This is a genomic window from Streptomyces sp. AgN23 (assembly GCF_001598115.1).
GTDB classification, from domain to species: domain Bacteria; phylum Actinomycetota; class Actinomycetes; order Streptomycetales; family Streptomycetaceae; genus Streptomyces; species Streptomyces antimycoticus.
The window spans coordinates 8268194-8284299 of the sequence record NZ_CP007153.1 but is presented as its reverse complement, the minus strand read 5'-3'; the positions used below and the strand labels follow the sequence as shown (position 1 = coordinate 8284299).

The following is a 16106-nucleotide window of genomic DNA, read 5'->3' as shown; positions in this document are numbered from 1 at the left end:
GTGCGATGCACCCACCCGCAGGTCAGCGGCTCCCTGCGCCGAGGTCAGTCGAGGGTGGCGCGGGAGCGTATTCTGCCGGGCGTGTCCAAGGTGACGATCGCGGACGTGGCACGGGCGGCGGAGGTGTCGACGGCGACGGTGTCCAACGTGCTCAACGGCACGGGCCGGGTCTCGGAGCCGACGCGGGCCCGGGTGAAGGCGGTGGCCGGTGCGCTCGGCTACGGTCCGGCGGGCGGCGGCGCGCGCACCCTGGGGCTCGCGGTGACCGCTCATGGTGAGAGTGCGTGGGACTTCGCGAGCGTGCCGTACTTCGCCCAGGCCATCAGCGCGGCCACCATCGCCGCCCATCGGCGTGGCTACGCGCTGATGGCGATGCCCTCGGGGCCCGCCGAGCACATGTGGCGCACCCTCCCGGCCGCCGGGGTGGTGCTGGTGGACAGTCCGCCCAGCGACCCCGTGGTGCGGCTGCTGCGCGCTCGCGGTCTGCCGTTGGTGTTCGACGGCCGTCCCGGCGAGCTGCGGGCGCGGGAGACCTGGGTCGACACCGACCACGAGGCCATGACCCGCCGCGTCCTGGAGCATCTGGCCGGGCAGGGCGCGGAGCGGATCGCGCTGATCGCCGGGCCCACGCAGGAGTACTACACCCGCGCGAGCGTGACGGCCTACCGGCGGTGGTGCTCGAGCACCGGTGTGCGGCCGTGTGTCGTCCCGTTCGCCGAGGACGGCTCCGAGGGGCCGCGGCTGGATGCCCTGTTGACCGGGGACGGCAGGCCGGACGCGGTGTTCGGCCTGTATGACCCCTGCGGCCGTCAGGTCCTGGAGGCGGCCGCGCGGTGCGGTCTTTCGGTGCCGGACGACCTGATGGTGGTGTGCAGCAGCGAGGATCCGGCGTACGGGTACACCACCCCGCCCGTGTCGACGGTGTCGCTGGCCCCGGAGCAGGCCGGTGCGGCGGCCGTCGACGCACTGGTGAGCCTGGTGGAGAACCCGCCGCACACGCCGTCGCCCGTGGTGATCGAGACCCGTCTGGAGGTTCGGACCTCCTCGACGCGCCGGTCCCGCCGGCACACGTGAGGACGGAGGTCCCGGGCCCCGAAGGTCGGGCATGTCGCCGTGATGTCGAGGGCGGCGAGGAAGGCGGTGGCCGCCGGTGTGCGGCTGAAACGGCTCCAGATGACGTACTCGACGCGCGCCGGGGCATCGGCGACCTCGATGGTGACGACACCGGCGAGATGGGGCACATAGGCGGAGGGGTGCATGGCCACGCCGAGGCCCGGCCCGACGAGCCGGGCGAGGAAGTGCGCGCCGGTCACTTCGAAGGCGACATCACGGCCGAGCCCGGCGGCGTCGAAGGCCAGGTCGGACGGGGCGCGTCCGGCCGTTCCGGCCGGAAGGTCCACGAACACCTCGGAGGAGAGCCTGCGCAGGTCGACCTCCGATTCCCCGGCCTCACCTCGGCGGCCGCGCGCTCGGTGGCGTCCAGACACTGACGGGCGGCCGGGAGGAACGCCTCACCGGCCGGTGTCAGCCGCACCCGGCGGCTGGTGCGCTCGAAGAGTCTGGCGCCGAGTTCCCTTTCCAGACGGGCCCCGGCGAGGCAGGGCGGTATGCCAGGTGGACAGGCGGTCAGCCCTGGCAGCCGCAGGCGGCATGGCGGCCGTGCACGGAGGCGAGGGAGGCGGGCCGGGCCGCGAACGAGGTGGCGGAGGCCGGGGCACCCGGCTGATCCGCGTCCCAGATGCGCCTGCCGCCCGCCAGTGTCAGACGCACCTTCGTACCGGTGATGTCCTTGACCGGCACCCGGGTCACATCCCGGTCGAGCACGATCACATCGGCGGCCCGGCCCGGGGTGAGCACACCGGTCTCGCGGTCGACACGGAGCTGATGGGCCGAGCCCGCCGTGTGCATGCGCAGGCTGGTGGCGCGGCTGATGCCCTCCCTCTCCGGGTACAGCGCCCCGTCGTCGCCGTCGCGGTCGATGGCGGTGCGGATCTGGTTGAAGGAGTCGAGCGGGTCCACCGGCCAGTCCGATCCCCCGGCCAGCGCCGCGCCGTGCCGTTCCAGGCTGCGCGCCGGATACATCAGCCGGTGGCGGTCCGGGCCGATGTAGGGCAGGAGGGCGTCCACCGTCCACACATCGCGCATCGCCCACTGCAACTGCATGCAGGCGACCACGCCCAGCGGCGCGAAGCGCCGGTAGTCGTCCGGGTGCACCAGTTGCAGATGGGCGATGGTGTGCCGGTTGCCACGGCGGCCGTTGGCCCGTATCGCCGCCTCGTAGCCGTCCAGCGCGGTGCGCACCGCGCGGTCACCGATGGCGTGCGCGTGCAACTGCCAGCCGGCCCGGTCCAGTACGGCCGCCAGGCGACCGTACTCGGTGGAGGTGACGTACAGGTCGCCGCGGTTGTCGGTGGGCTTGCCGTGGCCGTCGAGGTACGGCTCCAGCAGCGCGGCGGACTGTGCGGGGTGCTCGATCACTCCGTCGAGGAAGACCTTCGCGGTCCCGAAGCACAGGCCCGGCACCTCCGCGTACTGGGCGCGCTGCTCGTCGACGTAGGCCAGCGCGGCCTTCGGGTCGCGGATGAGGTCGAGGTCCAGGCGCAGCGCCGGGATGACCCGCTGGAGCAGCCGGTCCGAGTCGGCCAGGTCGGCGTAGGTGCCCAGTCCTCCGGTCTGGGTGGCCGCGTCCAGGTACGTGGTGATGCCGCTGGACGCCGCCTGGCGGAGCGCCTTCGCCTCGGCGGCGAGCAGCTCGTCCCGGTCGGGCGGCGGAATCACCCCCTCGACGATGTCCTGCGCGGTGTCCTTCAGCAACCCGGACGGCGCTCCGGCCGAGTCGTGGACGATGCGGCCCCCGGCCGGGTCCGGGGTGCTCGACGTGATCTTCGCCAGCTCCAGGGCGCGCTGGTTGACCCAGGTGTTGTGGGCGTCCGAACCCCTGAGTGCTATCGGCCGGCGGGTCGGCAGCGCGTCCAGGACGCGGTGGTGGGTCTCGGTCCCGGCGGGCAGGCCGACCGGGTTCCAGTCCTCCACCACCAGCCATCCGTCCGGCTCCTGGTCCTTGCTCGCGTTCAGGAACTCGGTGAGCTTCGCCTGGAGTGCGGCGACGGTGAACGTCTCATTGCCCAGGGACGGGTTGAGGGTGCGCGACCCGGCCTCCAGGCAGTGCGCATGCGCATCGATGATCCCCGCCATGACGGTGCCACCGCGGGCGTCGACGAAGTCGGTGTCCCTCCCGGCCAGCCGGCGCACCAGGGACGCCGGGCCGACCGCGAGGATCTTCCCGTCCCTCCCCACGGCGATGGCCTCCTGCTGCGGCACATACGGCAGTCCGGTCAGCACCCGCCCACCGTGGATGATCGTCGCGGCCGAACGGCGGGATCCCGACGAGCCGCGGGATCCCGACGAGCCGCGGGATCCGGACGAGGGGCGTCCGGAGGCCGCGAACGCGTCGGAGGCGCCCAGGCCGAGGGCACCCGCGACACCCGCTGCGCCCACGGCCGACAGAAGACGACGGCGCGCCAGGTCAAAGCCCATGCTCACTCCCTGAGTGTGATGAGGTGATGACGCGTCAGCCTTCGTGATTAAGCGCATAAGCACCAGCCGCCCGGCGCTGCGGATATGGCCCGTGGATGGGGGCATCAGCAACGGATTCCGTCGTTGTCCGCCCGGTCGGGCACACGGTTACGGCTGGTTCAGGACCAGGACATCTCGCCATCGCGGGAGACGAAGCGTCCGGTGCCGGCGCCGGGCTCCTCGGTGGCGAGGGCGACGATCGCGTCCGTGCCCTCGGTGACGGTTTGGTGGCCGCTGTGCCCGTTGAGATCGGTCGCGGTGTATCCGGGGTCGGCGGCGTTGACGCGGATGCCCTCGAGCCCCTTGGCGTACTGGGTGGTCAACATCGTCAGCGCCGCCTTGGAAGCGGTGTACAGCGGCACGACGACGCGCGACTCGGCCCGGGCGGGGTCGTGGGTGAGGGCGAGCGAGCCCATGCCGCTGCTGACGTTGACGATCACAGGGTCGTCCGAGCGGCGCAGCAGCGGCAGGAACGCGGTGGTGGTGCGGATGACGCCGATGACATTCACGTCGAGGACGGCGCGGGCGTCGGCGGCGGTGAGGTCGCCGGGGTCGCCGGCGGGGCCGTGGACACCGGCGTTGTTGATCAGGACGTCGATCCTTCCCTCGTGTGCGGCGACGTTCGCGGCCGCGGCGGCCACGGACGCGTCGTCGGTCACGTCGATGGGGACGTGGCGTGCGCCGAGGGCGGCGGCGGCCTCCTCGCCCCGCTCCCGGTCGCGGGCTCCGACGAGCACGGTGTGGCCGCACTCGATCAGGCGGCGGGCGGTCTCACGGCCGAGACCCTTGTTGGCTCCGGTGATGAAGGTGATCGTCATGCGTTCGATACTGGTCCCGACCGAGGAGGCGGACCAGGGAGACTTCGACGGTAGGAAGACCAGTACCACCCTCGCGCCGACCCGCACGACCGGGGATGAAGGAGGATGGCGAGCATGCCGACGACCCCCGGAACCGGACTGGGCGCGATGATCCGCACCTGGCGGGACCGGCTGCCTCCGTCGGCCGCCGGACTGCCGGTGGCCCGCGGGCGCCGGGCGGCCGGGCTGCGGCGCGAGGAGCTGGCCAATCTGGCCGGGGTGTCGGTCGACTACATCGTGCGCCTGGAGCAGGGGCGGGCCACGACACCCTCGGTGTCGGTGGTGGCGTCCTTGGCGCGCGCCCTGCAGTTGTCCACCGCCGAGCGGGATCATCTGTACCGGCTGGCCCAGCTCGCCCCGCCGGAGGACGGCGCGGTCTCGGACCATCTTCCGCCCGGTGTGCAGCGGGTGCTCGCCCGGCTCGGGGACGTGGCGGTTGCCGTGTTCGCGGCGGACTGGCGACTGGTGTGGTGGAACCACGGGTGGGCCGCCCTTCTGGGCGACCCTTCCGCCTCGCCGCCGCGGCTGCGCAACTTCGCGCGCGACAGATTCCCGGTGGACGCCGGTCCCGCCCACCTCGCACGGTGGCCGGTGACCGAGGCGGACCGCGCCGCCACCGACGCCGCCGTCGTCTCCGACCTGCGCCGCGCCACCGGCCGCTTTCCCCAGGACGGCCGCTTGGCCGCGCTGATCCGCGAGCTGAACGCGGGCAACCGGAGGTTCGCCGAGCTGTGGGCGACCGGAGAGGTGGCCGCGCACCGCGAGGACCACAAGACGATCGACCACCCGTCGGTGGGCCCGGTCACGGTGGACTGCGACACCCTCACCGACGGCGACTCCGAACTCAAGATCGTCATCATGACGGCCATGCCCGGCAGCGAGGACGAGACCAAGCTCCGGCTCACCACCATCGCCGGCCCACCGGCCACCACCCGCGGCTGATCCGGCCTGCGCGCGATCGGCCGACCGCATGTGCGCGGCCGACCGACCGCATCTGCGCGGCGGAGCTGACGGCTATCGGCGTTGCTCCCAGGCGGCCCGCATGAGTTCGTACTCGACTTCGCCGTGCTCGGAGCCTTCGATCGCCTCCGGCCAGTCCCCGGTGAAGTTCCGGAGGAACGACAGGCCCGCCTTCTCCATCACCCGCCGCGAGCGGGTGTTCACCGCCATGGTGTCCGCGGTGACCCGTTCCACCCCGAGGTCCGTGAAGCCCTTGTGGATCAGGGCCCGCGCTCCTTCCGGGGCGTAACCCTTGCCCCAGGCGGCCTTGTTCAGCCGGTAGCCGAGTTCCACCACGGCGGGGCTGTGGTCGTCCAGGGGGCGGAACTCGAACCAGCCCAGGAAGGTTCCGGTGGCCTTCTCCTCGGCGGCCCAGTAGCCGCGAGTGCCGAAGCACGGGTGGTCGTGGAGAAGGCGTGGCAGGATCTGGGCCTGGACCGTCTCGCGGCTCGTCGGCTTGCCGCCATTGAGGAAGCGCATGACGTCGGGGTCGCTGTCCAGCGCGAAGAGGTGGTCGGCGTCGGCCTCGGTGAACGGGCGCAGCACGAGCCGTTCGGTCTCCAGGAAGACATGCATGCCGCGATCCTCATCACCGGCGGCCGGTCCCGCCACCGGATATCCGTGGCGGGCCGCTTGCTGCCCGACCGCGGTCGGGTGGCGCGTCCACGCGCTCGAGCTTGGTCCAGCCGGTCCAGCCCCGCTGCTTCAGCAGCTCAGGCGGTATCGCCGGTCGGCCATGGTCCGATCGGGACATGCTCCCCGTCACCCGTCTCTCACCGTTCGAGCGAGCGACAGCGTAAACGAACGCACCACCCCATAACAGCTCTCCCCCTTGAGGCCGCAGGAGGTCGATCCGGACTGCCACCTCACATCGGGATTGGCCGCCCGCTGGGGTACTCAGGACGCCGGAAAAACGACGGACCAGGGGAGGCACCACCCAGTGGACGAGAAGAACACGGCCGAAAAGAACGCGGCCGAGAAGAACATCTTTGTGATCGGCCTGGACGCGGCCAATGAGCCCATTCTGGAGCATGGCCCCGGTGCCGACCGGTACCGGTTCCACCGCCTGCTCACCATCGAGGATCTGCAGAGCGGCGAGGTGTCCGTGGCGGATCTCCTCGCCAAGGCGGAGGGTGTGCTGGATGCCTTCGAGGGCAGCATCGACGCGATCGTCGGCTACTGGGACTTTCCGGTGAGCACACTCATACCGATTCTCGGCGAGCGCTACGGCACGCGCAGCACGAGTCTGGAGTCGGTGGTCAAGTGCGAGCACAAGTACTGGAGTCGGCTGGAGCAGCAGAAGGTGATCGATGAGTGCCCACGGTTCGGCCCGGTGGATCTGGAGGCGCGGGACCCACAGCCACCGGAGGGTGTCCGCTTCCCGATGTGGCTCAAGCCGGCCCTCGCCTACTCCTCGGAGCTGGCCTTCTCCGTCAAGGACGAGGAGCAGTTCCGTAGGGCGGTCGGCGAGATCCGTGAGGGCATCGGCCGCGTCGGCAAGCCCTTCGAGGCCGTCCTCGAACGGCTGGAACTCCCCCCGGAGATGGAGGGTGTGGGCGGCCAGGTGTGCCTCGCGGAGGAATCGCTGAGCGGGGTGCAGGTCGCCGTGGAGGGATACGTCCACGACGGCGAGGTCACCGTCTACGGCGTGCTGGACTCCATCGACTACCCCGACAGCCCGTCTTTCCTGCGCCACCAGTACCCCTCGGCCCTGCCGGAGCCCGTGATCCAGCGGCTGCATGACGTCTCCCGGCGGGTCATGCGGCAGATCGGCATGGACGGGGCGACGTTCAGCATCGAGTACTTCTACGACGCCGGGACGGACGAGATCAACCTCCTGGAGATCAACCCCCGGCACTCCCAGTCGCACGCCGAACTCTTCGCCTACGTCGACGGGGTGTCCAATCACCACTGCATGCTCAGCCTCGCCCTCGGCGAGGACCCCGCCCTGCCGTACCGCGCCGGCCCCTACCGGATGGCCGCCAAGTGGTACTACCGGTGGTTCGCCGACGGCGTGGTCCACGACACCCCCGTGGACGAGGAGATCGAGCGGATCGAGCGCGAGATCCCGGGCGTGCGGATCGATGTGGTGCCCGGGGAGGGGCAGCGGCTGTCGCGGATGGACCAGCAGGACAGCTACAGCTTCGAACTCGCCCACATCTTCACCGGCGGGGACAGCGAGGAGGACCTGCGCGAGAAGTACGACCGCTGTGTCGCCGCCCTGAACCGCCTCTTCGACGCCACCGCCCCCGGCGGCCGGCGGGAAGAGACGCGGAGGAACGAGCCGGAGAGGGAGCGGGGCTGAGACCCGGCTGCGGCCGCCCATGGACACGGCCGGTGTGCCCGTGCCGTCCGTGGGCACCCGTGCACCCCCGCCACCAGGGAAGGAGCAGATCGGCCCTATGCGCCTCGTGAGCAATCTGCCGTGCGCGACAAAGGAAGAGGAACACGTCACGATCCCCATGTCCGACGGCATTCGCCTGTCGGCGCGCATCTGGCGTCCCACGTCCTCGGACGAGGAGCCGGTGCCCGCGGTGCTGGAGTACATCCCCTACCGGAAACGGGATCTGACCTCCGTACGCGACTCCATCCACCATCCGTACATCGCCGGTCATGGCTACGCCTGTGTCCGCGTCGATCTGCGGGGCACCGGGGAGTCGGAGGGGGTGCTGACGGACGAATACCTGGGACAGGAGCAGGCGGACGCCGAGGAGATCCTGGCATGGCTCGCCGAGCAGCCCTGGTGTGATGGCGCCACCGGCATGATGGGCATCTCCTGGGGTGCCTTCGCCGCCCTGCAGGTGGCCGCCCGGCGGCCACCGAGTCTGCGCGCCATCGTCATCGCCTCCTTCACCGACGACCGGTACGCCGATGACATGCACTACATGGGCGGTGCCCTGCTGTCCGACAACCTCGCCGAGGCGGGCACCATGTTCGCCTACGCCACATGTCCGCCGGATCCGGCGGTGGTCGGCGAGCGCTGGCGCGAGATGTGGCACGAGCGGCTGGAGAACGCCCGCCCCTGGGTGCTGGAGTGGCTGCGCCACCAGCGCCGCGACGACTACTGGCGGCATGCCTCGGTATGCGAGGACTACCAGGCCGTGCAGTGCCCCGTGCTGGCCTCCAGCGGCTGGGCGGACGGCTACTCCAACGCCGTGACACGGCTGCTCGGCCAGCTGGACGTACCGCGCAGGGGGCTGATCGGCCCGTGGTCGCACAAGTACCCGCACCTGGGCGAGCCGGGCCCGGCCATCGGCTATCTCCAGGAGGTGGTGCGGTGGTGGGACCACTGGCTGAAGGGCGTGGACAACGGCGTCATGGACGGGCCCATGCTGTGGACGTGGATGCAGGACAGCGTGGCGCCGTCCACCGCCTACGAGGAGCGGCCCGGCCGCTGGATCGCCGAGCCCCGGTGGCCCTCCCCCAACGTCGAGCCCGCCGTGCACCCGCTGACCGGCAGGCGCATCGGCGCCCCCGGTGACACATCGTCCGGGCAGGAGGCGCAGGGCGAGCCGCTGACCGTGCAATCGCCGCTGTCCGTCGGCCAGTTCGCCGGCAAATGGGCCTCCTACAACGCGCCTCCGGACCTGCCGTACGACCAGCGGGAGGAGGACGGCGGTTCGCTGGTGTTCGAGACCGATCCGCTCACCGAGCGGGTGGAGATCCTCGGCTCGCCCTCCGTCGAACTGGACCTGTCGGTCAATGAACCGGTGGCCATGGTGGCCGCCCGGCTCTCCGACGTGGCTCCGGACGGCCGCGCCACCCGTGTCACCTACGGCCTGCTCAATGTCGCCCACCGCGAGACCATCGGCGACCCCGAGCCGCTGGAGCCCGGCCGGCGCTACCGCGCCCGTGTCCGGCTCAACGGGGTGGCCCAGGCGTTTCCGCCCGGTCACCGCATCCGGCTGTCGCTGTCCACGTCGTACTGGCCGCTCGCCTGGCCCCCGCCGAGGCCCGCATTGCTGAGCGTGTACGAGGCCACCAGCGCCCTCACGCTGCCGCTGCGCCGGGCGTCGTCGGGCGAGGATCGGCCCCAGCGCCCGTTCGGGGAGCCCGAGGGCACGCCCCCCGTCGCCACCACCGCGCTCACCCCCCGCGAGGAGCGCTGGGACGTCAAGCGCGACCTGGTCGGCTACCGGTCCGAGCTGGAGATCGTCAAGGACGCGGGCACCCAGCGCTTCGAGGACATCGGGATGGATGTCGGCCGCCGGGCCTACGAGCGCTACACCGCGGTCGCGGACGACTTCACCTCGGTCGGCGGCGAGTCGACCTGGACCATGCGCTTCCACCGCGACGACTGGGACGTACGCGTGGTGACGAGCACGGTGCTGCGCTCCAGCGAGACCGAGTTCTTCGTCGATGCCACGCTGGACGCCTACGAGGGCGACCGGCGGGTGTTCTCGCGCACCTGGAACGAGACACTGCCCCGCGACTGTCTGTGACCGTCCTCCCACCGCACCGTACGCGCACACCACGGCCCTGTGCGGGTACTCGCCGCTGATGGTGTTCAAGACGCCGCCGGGTGTGTACGCGCCGCAGGACGACACGTGGCTGCTGGCCGAGGCGTTGCTGCGGGAGCGCATCACGGCCGGCACGGCCGTCCTGGACGTGGGGACCGGCAGCGGGGCCCTGGCCCTCGTCGCGGCCGCGCGCGGTGCGGCCCAGGTGACCGCGGTGGACGTCTCGCCGCTCGCCGTGGGCGCCACCTGGCTGCGGGCCCGCCTCAAGGGGCTGCCGGTGCGGGTCCTCCACGGCGATCTGCTGACACCGGTGGCCGGCCGCGGATTCGATCTCATCGTCGCCAACCCGCCCTATGTGCCGGTGGCGGGGCGGCGGGCCCGCCGGGGCCGCGGTCTGGCCTGGCGGGCCGGGACCGACGGGCGGGCGCTGCTGGACCGGATCTGCCGGGACGCGCCACCGTTGCTGCGCCCCGGCGGCGTACTGCTGCTGGTGCACTCGGCGCTGAGCGGGACGGAGCGGACCGTGGCGCAGTTGACGGAGAGCGGGCTGCGGGCGGCCGTGGCCGACCGCCGCACGATCCCGTTCGGGCCGGTGCTGCGCGCGCAGGCGCGTTGGCTGGAGGCCCAGGGGCTGATCGCCCCGGGCGAGACGGAGGAAGAGCTGGTGGTGATCCGTGCCGAACGACGAACCTGACCGCGCGGTACGGGTGCGGGTGGGGACCGACGGCCCGATGCTGATCGAGGGGCCGGTCGAGATCACCCTGCCCGACGGCAGCGTGGTGCGCTCCGACCGCTTCACGGTGGCCGTGTGCCTGTGCAGCCGCAGCGCCCGCTACCCGTGGTGCGATACCAGCCACCGGCGCAGGCCGCCGAGGTCGCGGCGCGGACCGGACGCGACATAGCGGATCGGACGCGACGTAGCAGAGCGCCACCGCCTCACCCGCGCCCCGTCGCTCCGTCGTCGCCCCGCCGCCACCTCGGGAGCATCGCGCAACCCCCTGCGCAGGTGTTCTCCAGGTGAAGCGCGATCAACGGAGGTCTGAACTCGCGGTGGGTGGGGCACTCAGGGCATATGCGCTGTGGAGTGATCGACATCGGATCCCGTACGGTCCACCTCGTGATCGCCGAGCTGGCTCCGGGCAGGCCCCCGGAGCCGGTGGCATCGTGGAAACAGCCGGTCCGTGTGGCCGAGGCGACCGATCGCCAGGGGGTGATCCGGCCTGACGTGATCCGGTCCCTGGTCGGCGCCGTGACCGCGAGTGCCGCGGCCGCTCTCGCCCACCACGTCGACCGTCTGATCCCCTTCGCCACATCGGCGGTGCGGGACGCGACCAACCGGGACGCCGTGCTCGGCGAGATCGAGGCCGCCACCGGTATCCGCGTGGGTTTCATGACCGGCGAGGAGGAGGCACGGCTGACGTTCAGGGCGGCACGCGGCTGGCTCGGCTGGTCGGCGGGGCGGATCCTGCTCCTCGACATCGGCGGTGGCTCGCTGGAAATCGCCTGCGGCGGCGGCAGTCGCCCCGACCTCGCCGTCTCCCTGCCACTGGGCGCCGACCGGCTCACCCGCCACCATCTGCCCGATGCCACACCGGTGAAGAAGCGGGACGTCAGCGCGTTGCGCCGGCACGTACGCTCCGTACTCGGCCAGTGCACGGCCGAGCTGCGCGCCCAGCCCGCGCCCGCCTCCTGCGTCGCCACCTCGAGGACCTTCACGCAACTGGCCCGCCTCGCCGGAAAGCCACAGCCCCACAACCACCTGCCCGCGCCCCACATGCTCAGCCGGAAGGACCTGGGGCCCTGGGTGCCCCAACTCGCGGCCAAGACGGACGAGCAGCGAGCGAGACTGCGCGGCATCTCCGCCTCCAGGGCGCGTCAGTCCCTGGCCGGTGCGATCGTCGCGGAGGCCGTCATGGAGGTCATGGAGGTGGAGCGGCTCATCACCTGCCCGTGGGGCCTTCGCGAGGGCGTCCTGCTCGACTACGTCTCCGGCCTCGAAGGCGAGCCTCCCGCTCTCCCGGCACTCACCTCGCTCCCGGCCCTCGCCGACCACCGGCGGATCCACGGGATCGAGACGGTGGCGGCCGACGCATGAGAACGGGAGGCCGCCGCATCGCCCGGACCGGCCGATCGGGCACGGGTTCCGGACCGGTCCATCCACGGATGATGGCCGCCATTGGCTTCTCCGATGGCCGAACGACCCGTTCGGGCCGACGGACCAGACGCCGCGGAGCGATGTCGACACCGTCTGCGCGCTGACTGTGAAGGCGCCGTTCTACCTGGTGTCGGAGTTCGCCCCGGCGATGGCGGAGCGCGGCCACGGGGCGGGCATCAACGTGAGCACCATGGTCGCCGAGTACGGGGCGCCGGGGATGGCGCTGTACGGATCGAGCGAGGCGGCGCTGAACCTGCTCACCAAGTCGTGGGCCGCCGAGTACGGCCCGCGCGGGGTCCGGTTCAACGCCGTCGAGCCGGGGCGGACCGGCACGGAGGCACGGCCGGTACGGGTGAGGATCTGACGGCTCTCGCCGCGCAGGCGCCCACCGGGCGGCCCGCCGCGCCCGAGGAGATCGCCGAGGGCATCACCTTCCTGGTGAGCGAGGCGGCGAGCTTCGTCCAGGGCGCGGTGCTGCCGGTCGACGGCGGCCGCGTAACCGTCTGACCCGGCACGGACGGCGCCGCACGGCCCTGGGCCTCGCCCACCGGGAGGATCCAGGGCCGGTGTCCCTCTGATGGCCTCCGCCGGCAATCGGCGGAGGCCGTCGCCGCGCGCGTTCTGTGTAGCCTGGCGGAAGGGCCCAGGGAGCGCACCAGGAGAGAAGTACGCGAGCCCAGGAGTGGTGCCCATGGTGACGATGACGATCGTGCTGTCCATCGTGTTCGCCCTGCTCGCGGCCGGCAGCAACGCACTCGGGACGGTGTTGCAGCGCCGCGCCGCGCTCACTGTTCCGGCGTCACGATCATTGCGCCTCGGGCTGGTCCGCGACCTTCTGCACACTCCGGTCTGGTTCGGCGGAATGCTCGGTGTTGTCTTCGCCGCCCTTTTTCAGGCCCTCGCGCTCGCCACCGGATCGCTGGCCACCGTGCAGCCCATCTTCATTCTCGAACTTCCGCTGGCGCTGGTGATCGGAGGGATCGTCTTCCGGGTCGGCGTGACGCGCAAGGCATGGATGTGTGTGGCCTGCATCGTCGGCGGGCTGGCTCTGGTCCTCTTCTCCCTGGCCCCCACCGGAGGGCGCGACCAGGTGCCCGGGATCTGGTGGGTGCCGGGGCTCGCGGTCACCGGAGGGATCGGTGCCGCCCTCGTTCTCGCCGGGCTGCGGCGCCCCACCGGTCTGATGCGAGCGGCCTGCCTCGCGGCAGCGGCGGCCATCGGAAACGCCGTCACCGCCGCGCTGATCAAGTCGGCCATGAACATTCTTGCCGATCAGGGTGCCGTCGCCTTTTTCACCGCGTGGCAGACGTACAGCTTCGCGGCTGTCGGCGCCTTTTCCCTGTTCCTGCTCGGGGTCGCCATGCAAGGGGGCCCGCTGCTCGGCTCGCAACCCGCTTTGACGCTCGGCGATGCCACGGTGAGCTTCTGTCTCGGGGTGACGCTCTACGGCGAGCAGCCGCGCACCGGATTCTGGCTCGTACCGGCGCTGCTGGGCCTGAGCGTGCTGCTGTACGGAATCTTCGGGTTGTCCCATACGCGATGCCTCGCCCAGTGTGTCGACCGGAGCAGGGATGAGCTCGGCGGCCTCGGGGAGCCTGCGGCGGCGCGCGGATGACGTCACCAGTAGAATCGTGAATACGGCGAAGCTGGGCCTCCCGGACAAAATGAGCGTCGTGGCGTCCGACCTCTACGAGCTGTTGGAGGGTCGAAAGTGATCAGCCACCATGCCTACGCCGTCGAGCCGTGGTGCTTGCGCGAGACCGAGCTCAACCTGGACGTACTCGCGCAGAGCGAATCCGTTTTCTCCGTGTCCAACGGGCATGTCGGCTGGCGCGGCAACCTCGACGAGGGCGAGCCGCACGCCCTGCCCGGCAGCTACCTCAACGGTGTGCACGAGCAGCATCCGCTGCCGTACGCGGAAGCCGGCTACGGATTCCCCGAGTCCGGCCAGACGATGATCAACGTGACCAACGGCAAGCTCATCCGGCTGCTGGTCGACGACGAACCGTTCGACTTGCGCTACGGGCGGTTGCGTTCACATGAGCGCGTGCTCGATCTGCGCACCGGCCTGCTCCACCGCGTCTGCGAGTGGACGTCGCCGGTCGGCAAAACGGTACGGGTGCGCTCCACCCGGCTGGTCTCCTTCACCCAGCGCGCCATCGCCGCGGTCGCCTACGAAGTGGAGGCGGTGGACGCCCGGACGAGCGTGGTCGTCCAGTCGGAGCTCGTCGCCAATGAGCAACTGCCCGCGCTCGGCGGCGATCCCCGGGTCGGCGCCGCCCTGAAGTCGTGCCTTCGGCCCGAGGAACACGCCGCGGTCGATATGCGGTTGCGCCTGGTGCACCACACGGCGGCGAGCAATCAGCGGATCGCGGCCGCGGCCGACCATGAGGTGCGGGGCCCCGGATCCACCCGGAGCTCCAGTGAGAGCGCGGACGACGTGGGGCGCTTCACCGTCAGCGCGGACCTGGACCCCGGCGAGACGCTTCGCATCGAGAAGTTCGTCTCCTACGGCTGGTCCGGAATCCGCTCGCTGCCGGCCGTCCGGGACCAGGTCGAGGCGGCGCTCACCGGTGCGCGCAACACCGGCTGGCAGGGCCTGGTCGACCAGCAGCGCGAATATCTCGACGGCTTCTGGCACCGTGCCGATATCGAGGTCGACGGCGACGCGGAAATCCAGCAGGCGGTCCGCTTCGCCCTCTTCCATGTGCTGCAGGCGGGCAGCCGGGCCGAGCAGCGGTCGATCCCGGCCAAGGGCCTGACCGGCTCCGGGTACGACGGACACGCCTTCTGGGACACCGAGACGTTCGTGCTGCCACTGCTCACCTACGCCTCGCCGAACTGCGTCGCCGAGGCCCTGCACTGGCGGCAGAACACGCTGCCCGCGGCGCGGGCGCGGGCCAGGCAACTCGGACTGCGGGGCGCGGTCTTCCCCTGGCGCACGATCGACGGGGCGGAATGCTCCGGGTACTGGCCGGCCGGAACCGCGGCCTTCCACATCAACGCGGATATCGCCGCCGCCGTCGTGCGCTACATCTGGGCCACCGGCGACACCGACTTCGAACGGCGCACCGGTGTGGAACTGCTGGTGGAGACCGCCCGACTGTGGCATTCCCTCGGCCATCACGACTCCGGGGGCCGCTTTCACATCGACGGCGTCACCGGCCCCGACGAGTACAGCGCGCTCGCGAACGACAACACCTACACCAACCTCATGGCCGGGGCGAATCTGCGGGCCGCCGCCGAGGTGGCCGCACGCCACCCGGAGCAGGCCGCGGCACTGGGCGTCGACGAGGAAGAGGCCGCCGGATGGCGTGACGCGGCCAAGGCGATGTCGGTGCCGTATGTGAACGCACTCGGCCTGCACGAGCAGTCGGCCGGCTACACCGGTCTCGACGTATGGGATTTCGCGGACACGCCACGCGAGCTGTACCCGCTGATGCTGCACTTCCCGTATTTCGACCTGTACCGCAAGCAGGTGGTCAAACAGGCGGACCTGGTGCTGGCGATGTATCTGTGCGGCGATGCCTTCGAAGCGGACCAGAAGGCGCGCAACTTCGCCTACTACGAGCCGCTGACGGTCCGGGACTCCTCGCTGTCGGCCTGTGTCCAGTGTGTGATGGCCGCCGAAGTGGGCCATGTGCGGCTCGCCTTCGACTACCTGGGCGAGGCCGCCCTGATGGACCTGGCGGATCTGGAGAAGAACACCCGCGACGGCCTGCACATCGCCTCCCTGGCAGGCACCTGGGTGGGACTGGTGGCCGGCTTCGGCGGCATGCGCGACCACGGGGACGTCCTGTACTTCGCGCCCCGGCTCCCCGAGCGGCTCAGCCGGCTGGCCTTCTCCGTGCTGATCCGGCAGCGCTGTCTGCGGGTCGACATCACGGGCTCGCAGGTCACCTACACCTTGAGGGAGGGCGAGCCGCTCCGGATCAGCCACGGCGGCGAGGTCATCACCCTGTCCGAGGGCTCGCCCCAGACCCGCCCCGTCGAGCCACCGACCGCCCTGCCCTCGCCCGCCCAACCCCCGGGCAGACGCCCCGAACCACGGCGCTGACG

14 protein-coding genes and 1 pseudogene are annotated in these 16106 nt (G+C 71.3%); 11 read left to right on the top strand and 4 right to left on the bottom strand.

All coding sequences use genetic code 11. The annotated features are described in order from the left end of the window. The first annotated feature begins 81 nt into the window (after positions 1–81). Positions 82–1074, top strand: a complete 993-nt coding sequence (locus tag AS97_RS35895) for a LacI family DNA-binding transcriptional regulator (RefSeq protein WP_247204598.1) — start codon at positions 82–84, stop codon at positions 1072–1074. A 41-nt stretch (positions 1075–1115) separates the two neighbouring features. Here the strand turns inward: AS97_RS35895 and AS97_RS35890 are convergent. The 3 genes and pseudogenes from AS97_RS35890 to AS97_RS35880 all read right to left on the bottom strand — a co-directional run. Then, a pseudogene (locus tag AS97_RS35890) lies at positions 1116–1588 on the bottom strand (LysR substrate-binding domain-containing protein); the annotation flags it as partial. Positions 1589–1626: 38 nt separating this feature from the next. Then, entirely contained in the window at positions 1627–3537 is a 1911-nt protein-coding gene (locus tag AS97_RS35885; RefSeq protein WP_210566368.1) for an amidohydrolase, read from the bottom strand. 158 nt (positions 3538–3695) lie between these two features. After that, positions 3696–4394: an SDR family NAD(P)-dependent oxidoreductase gene (locus tag AS97_RS35880; protein WP_210566367.1), complete on the bottom strand. Its 699-nt coding sequence runs from the start codon at positions 4392–4394 to the stop codon at positions 3696–3698. A gap of 114 nt (positions 4395–4508) precedes the next feature. Here AS97_RS35880 and AS97_RS35875 point away from each other — a divergent pair, with 114 nt between their 5' ends. After that, positions 4509–5375, top strand: a complete 867-nt coding sequence (locus tag AS97_RS35875) for a helix-turn-helix transcriptional regulator (RefSeq protein WP_210566366.1) — start codon at positions 4509–4511, stop codon at positions 5373–5375. A gap of 72 nt (positions 5376–5447) precedes the next feature. Here the strand turns inward: AS97_RS35875 and AS97_RS35870 are convergent, their stop codons facing one another. Further along, on the bottom strand, positions 5448–6008 hold the full coding sequence (locus AS97_RS35870) for a GNAT family N-acetyltransferase (RefSeq protein ID WP_210566365.1): 561 nt from the start codon (positions 6006–6008) through the stop codon (positions 5448–5450). 364 nt (positions 6009–6372) lie between these two features. On the opposite strand from AS97_RS35870, the gene AS97_RS35865 reads away from it, so the two are divergent. The 9 genes from AS97_RS35865 (at position 6373) to AS97_RS35830 (ending at position 16104) form a co-directional block, all read left to right on the top strand. Then, a complete protein-coding gene (locus AS97_RS35865) occupies positions 6373–7737 on the top strand; it encodes an ATP-grasp domain-containing protein (protein WP_210566364.1) in 1365 nt (454 codons plus the stop codon). Between the two features lie 97 nt (positions 7738–7834). Next, entirely contained in the window at positions 7835–9874 is a 2040-nt protein-coding gene (locus AS97_RS35860) for a CocE/NonD family hydrolase (protein ID WP_210566363.1), read from the top strand. 58 nt (positions 9875–9932) lie between these two features. Further along, on the top strand, positions 9933–10586 hold the full coding sequence (locus AS97_RS35855) for a HemK2/MTQ2 family protein methyltransferase (RefSeq protein ID WP_125756003.1): 654 nt from the start codon (positions 9933–9935) through the stop codon (positions 10584–10586). Next, a complete protein-coding gene (locus AS97_RS35850) occupies positions 10567–10794 on the top strand; it encodes a CDGSH iron-sulfur domain-containing protein (RefSeq protein WP_247204597.1) in 228 nt (75 codons plus the stop codon). The genes AS97_RS35855 and AS97_RS35850 overlap by 20 nt, the downstream gene beginning before the upstream one ends. Before the next feature lie 170 nt (positions 10795–10964). Continuing rightward, on the top strand, positions 10965–11987 hold the full coding sequence (locus AS97_RS35845) for a hypothetical protein (protein WP_059144258.1): 1023 nt from the start codon (positions 10965–10967) through the stop codon (positions 11985–11987). Between the two features lie 166 nt (positions 11988–12153). Beyond that, positions 12154–12411 (top strand): SDR family oxidoreductase, encoded by a 258-nt coding sequence (locus AS97_RS48720; RefSeq protein WP_282615705.1) that lies wholly within the window; start codon positions 12154–12156, stop codon positions 12409–12411. Further along, positions 12315–12554 carry an SDR family oxidoreductase gene (locus tag AS97_RS48715; protein WP_250846281.1) on the top strand — a complete coding sequence of 80 codons (240 nt, stop codon included), beginning with the start codon at positions 12315–12317 and terminating at the stop codon, positions 12552–12554. Before AS97_RS48720 ends, AS97_RS48715 begins: the two co-directional genes overlap by 97 nt. Positions 12555–12747: 193 nt before the next feature. Further along, the gene (locus AS97_RS35835; RefSeq protein ID WP_247204596.1) at positions 12748–13662 is read left to right on the top strand and encodes a DMT family transporter; all 915 of its coding nucleotides are present in this window, start codon (positions 12748–12750) and stop codon (positions 13660–13662) included. Positions 13663–13758: 96 nt separating this feature from the next. Continuing rightward, positions 13759–16104, top strand: coding sequence for a glycoside hydrolase family 65 protein (locus AS97_RS35830; protein WP_210566362.1), 2346 nt, complete (start codon positions 13759–13761; stop codon positions 16102–16104). Positions 16105–16106 lie beyond the last annotated feature (2 nt).

Excerpts from the sequence above, each read along its gene's own strand:
- AS97_RS35880 (WP_210566367.1), bottom strand. The coding sequence starts at position 4,394 with ATGACGATCACCTTCATCACCGGAGCCAACAAGGGTCTCGGCCGTGAG.
- AS97_RS35860 (WP_210566363.1), top strand. The coding sequence starts at position 7,835 with ATGCGCCTCGTGAGCAATCTGCCGTGCGCGACAAAGGAAGAGGAACAC.
- AS97_RS35870 (WP_210566365.1), bottom strand. The coding sequence starts at position 6,008 with ATGCATGTCTTCCTGGAGACCGAACGGCTCGTGCTGCGCCCGTTCACC.
- AS97_RS35875 (WP_210566366.1), top strand. The coding sequence starts at position 4,509 with ATGCCGACGACCCCCGGAACCGGACTGGGCGCGATGATCCGCACCTGG.
- AS97_RS35835 (WP_247204596.1), top strand. The coding sequence starts at position 12,748 with ATGACGATCGTGCTGTCCATCGTGTTCGCCCTGCTCGCGGCCGGCAGC.
- AS97_RS35845 (WP_059144258.1), top strand. The coding sequence starts at position 10,965 with ATGCGCTGTGGAGTGATCGACATCGGATCCCGTACGGTCCACCTCGTG.
- AS97_RS35855 (WP_125756003.1), top strand. The coding sequence starts at position 9,933 with ATGGTGTTCAAGACGCCGCCGGGTGTGTACGCGCCGCAGGACGACACG.
- AS97_RS35885 (WP_210566368.1), bottom strand. The coding sequence starts at position 3,537 with ATGGGCTTTGACCTGGCGCGCCGTCGTCTTCTGTCGGCCGTGGGCGCA.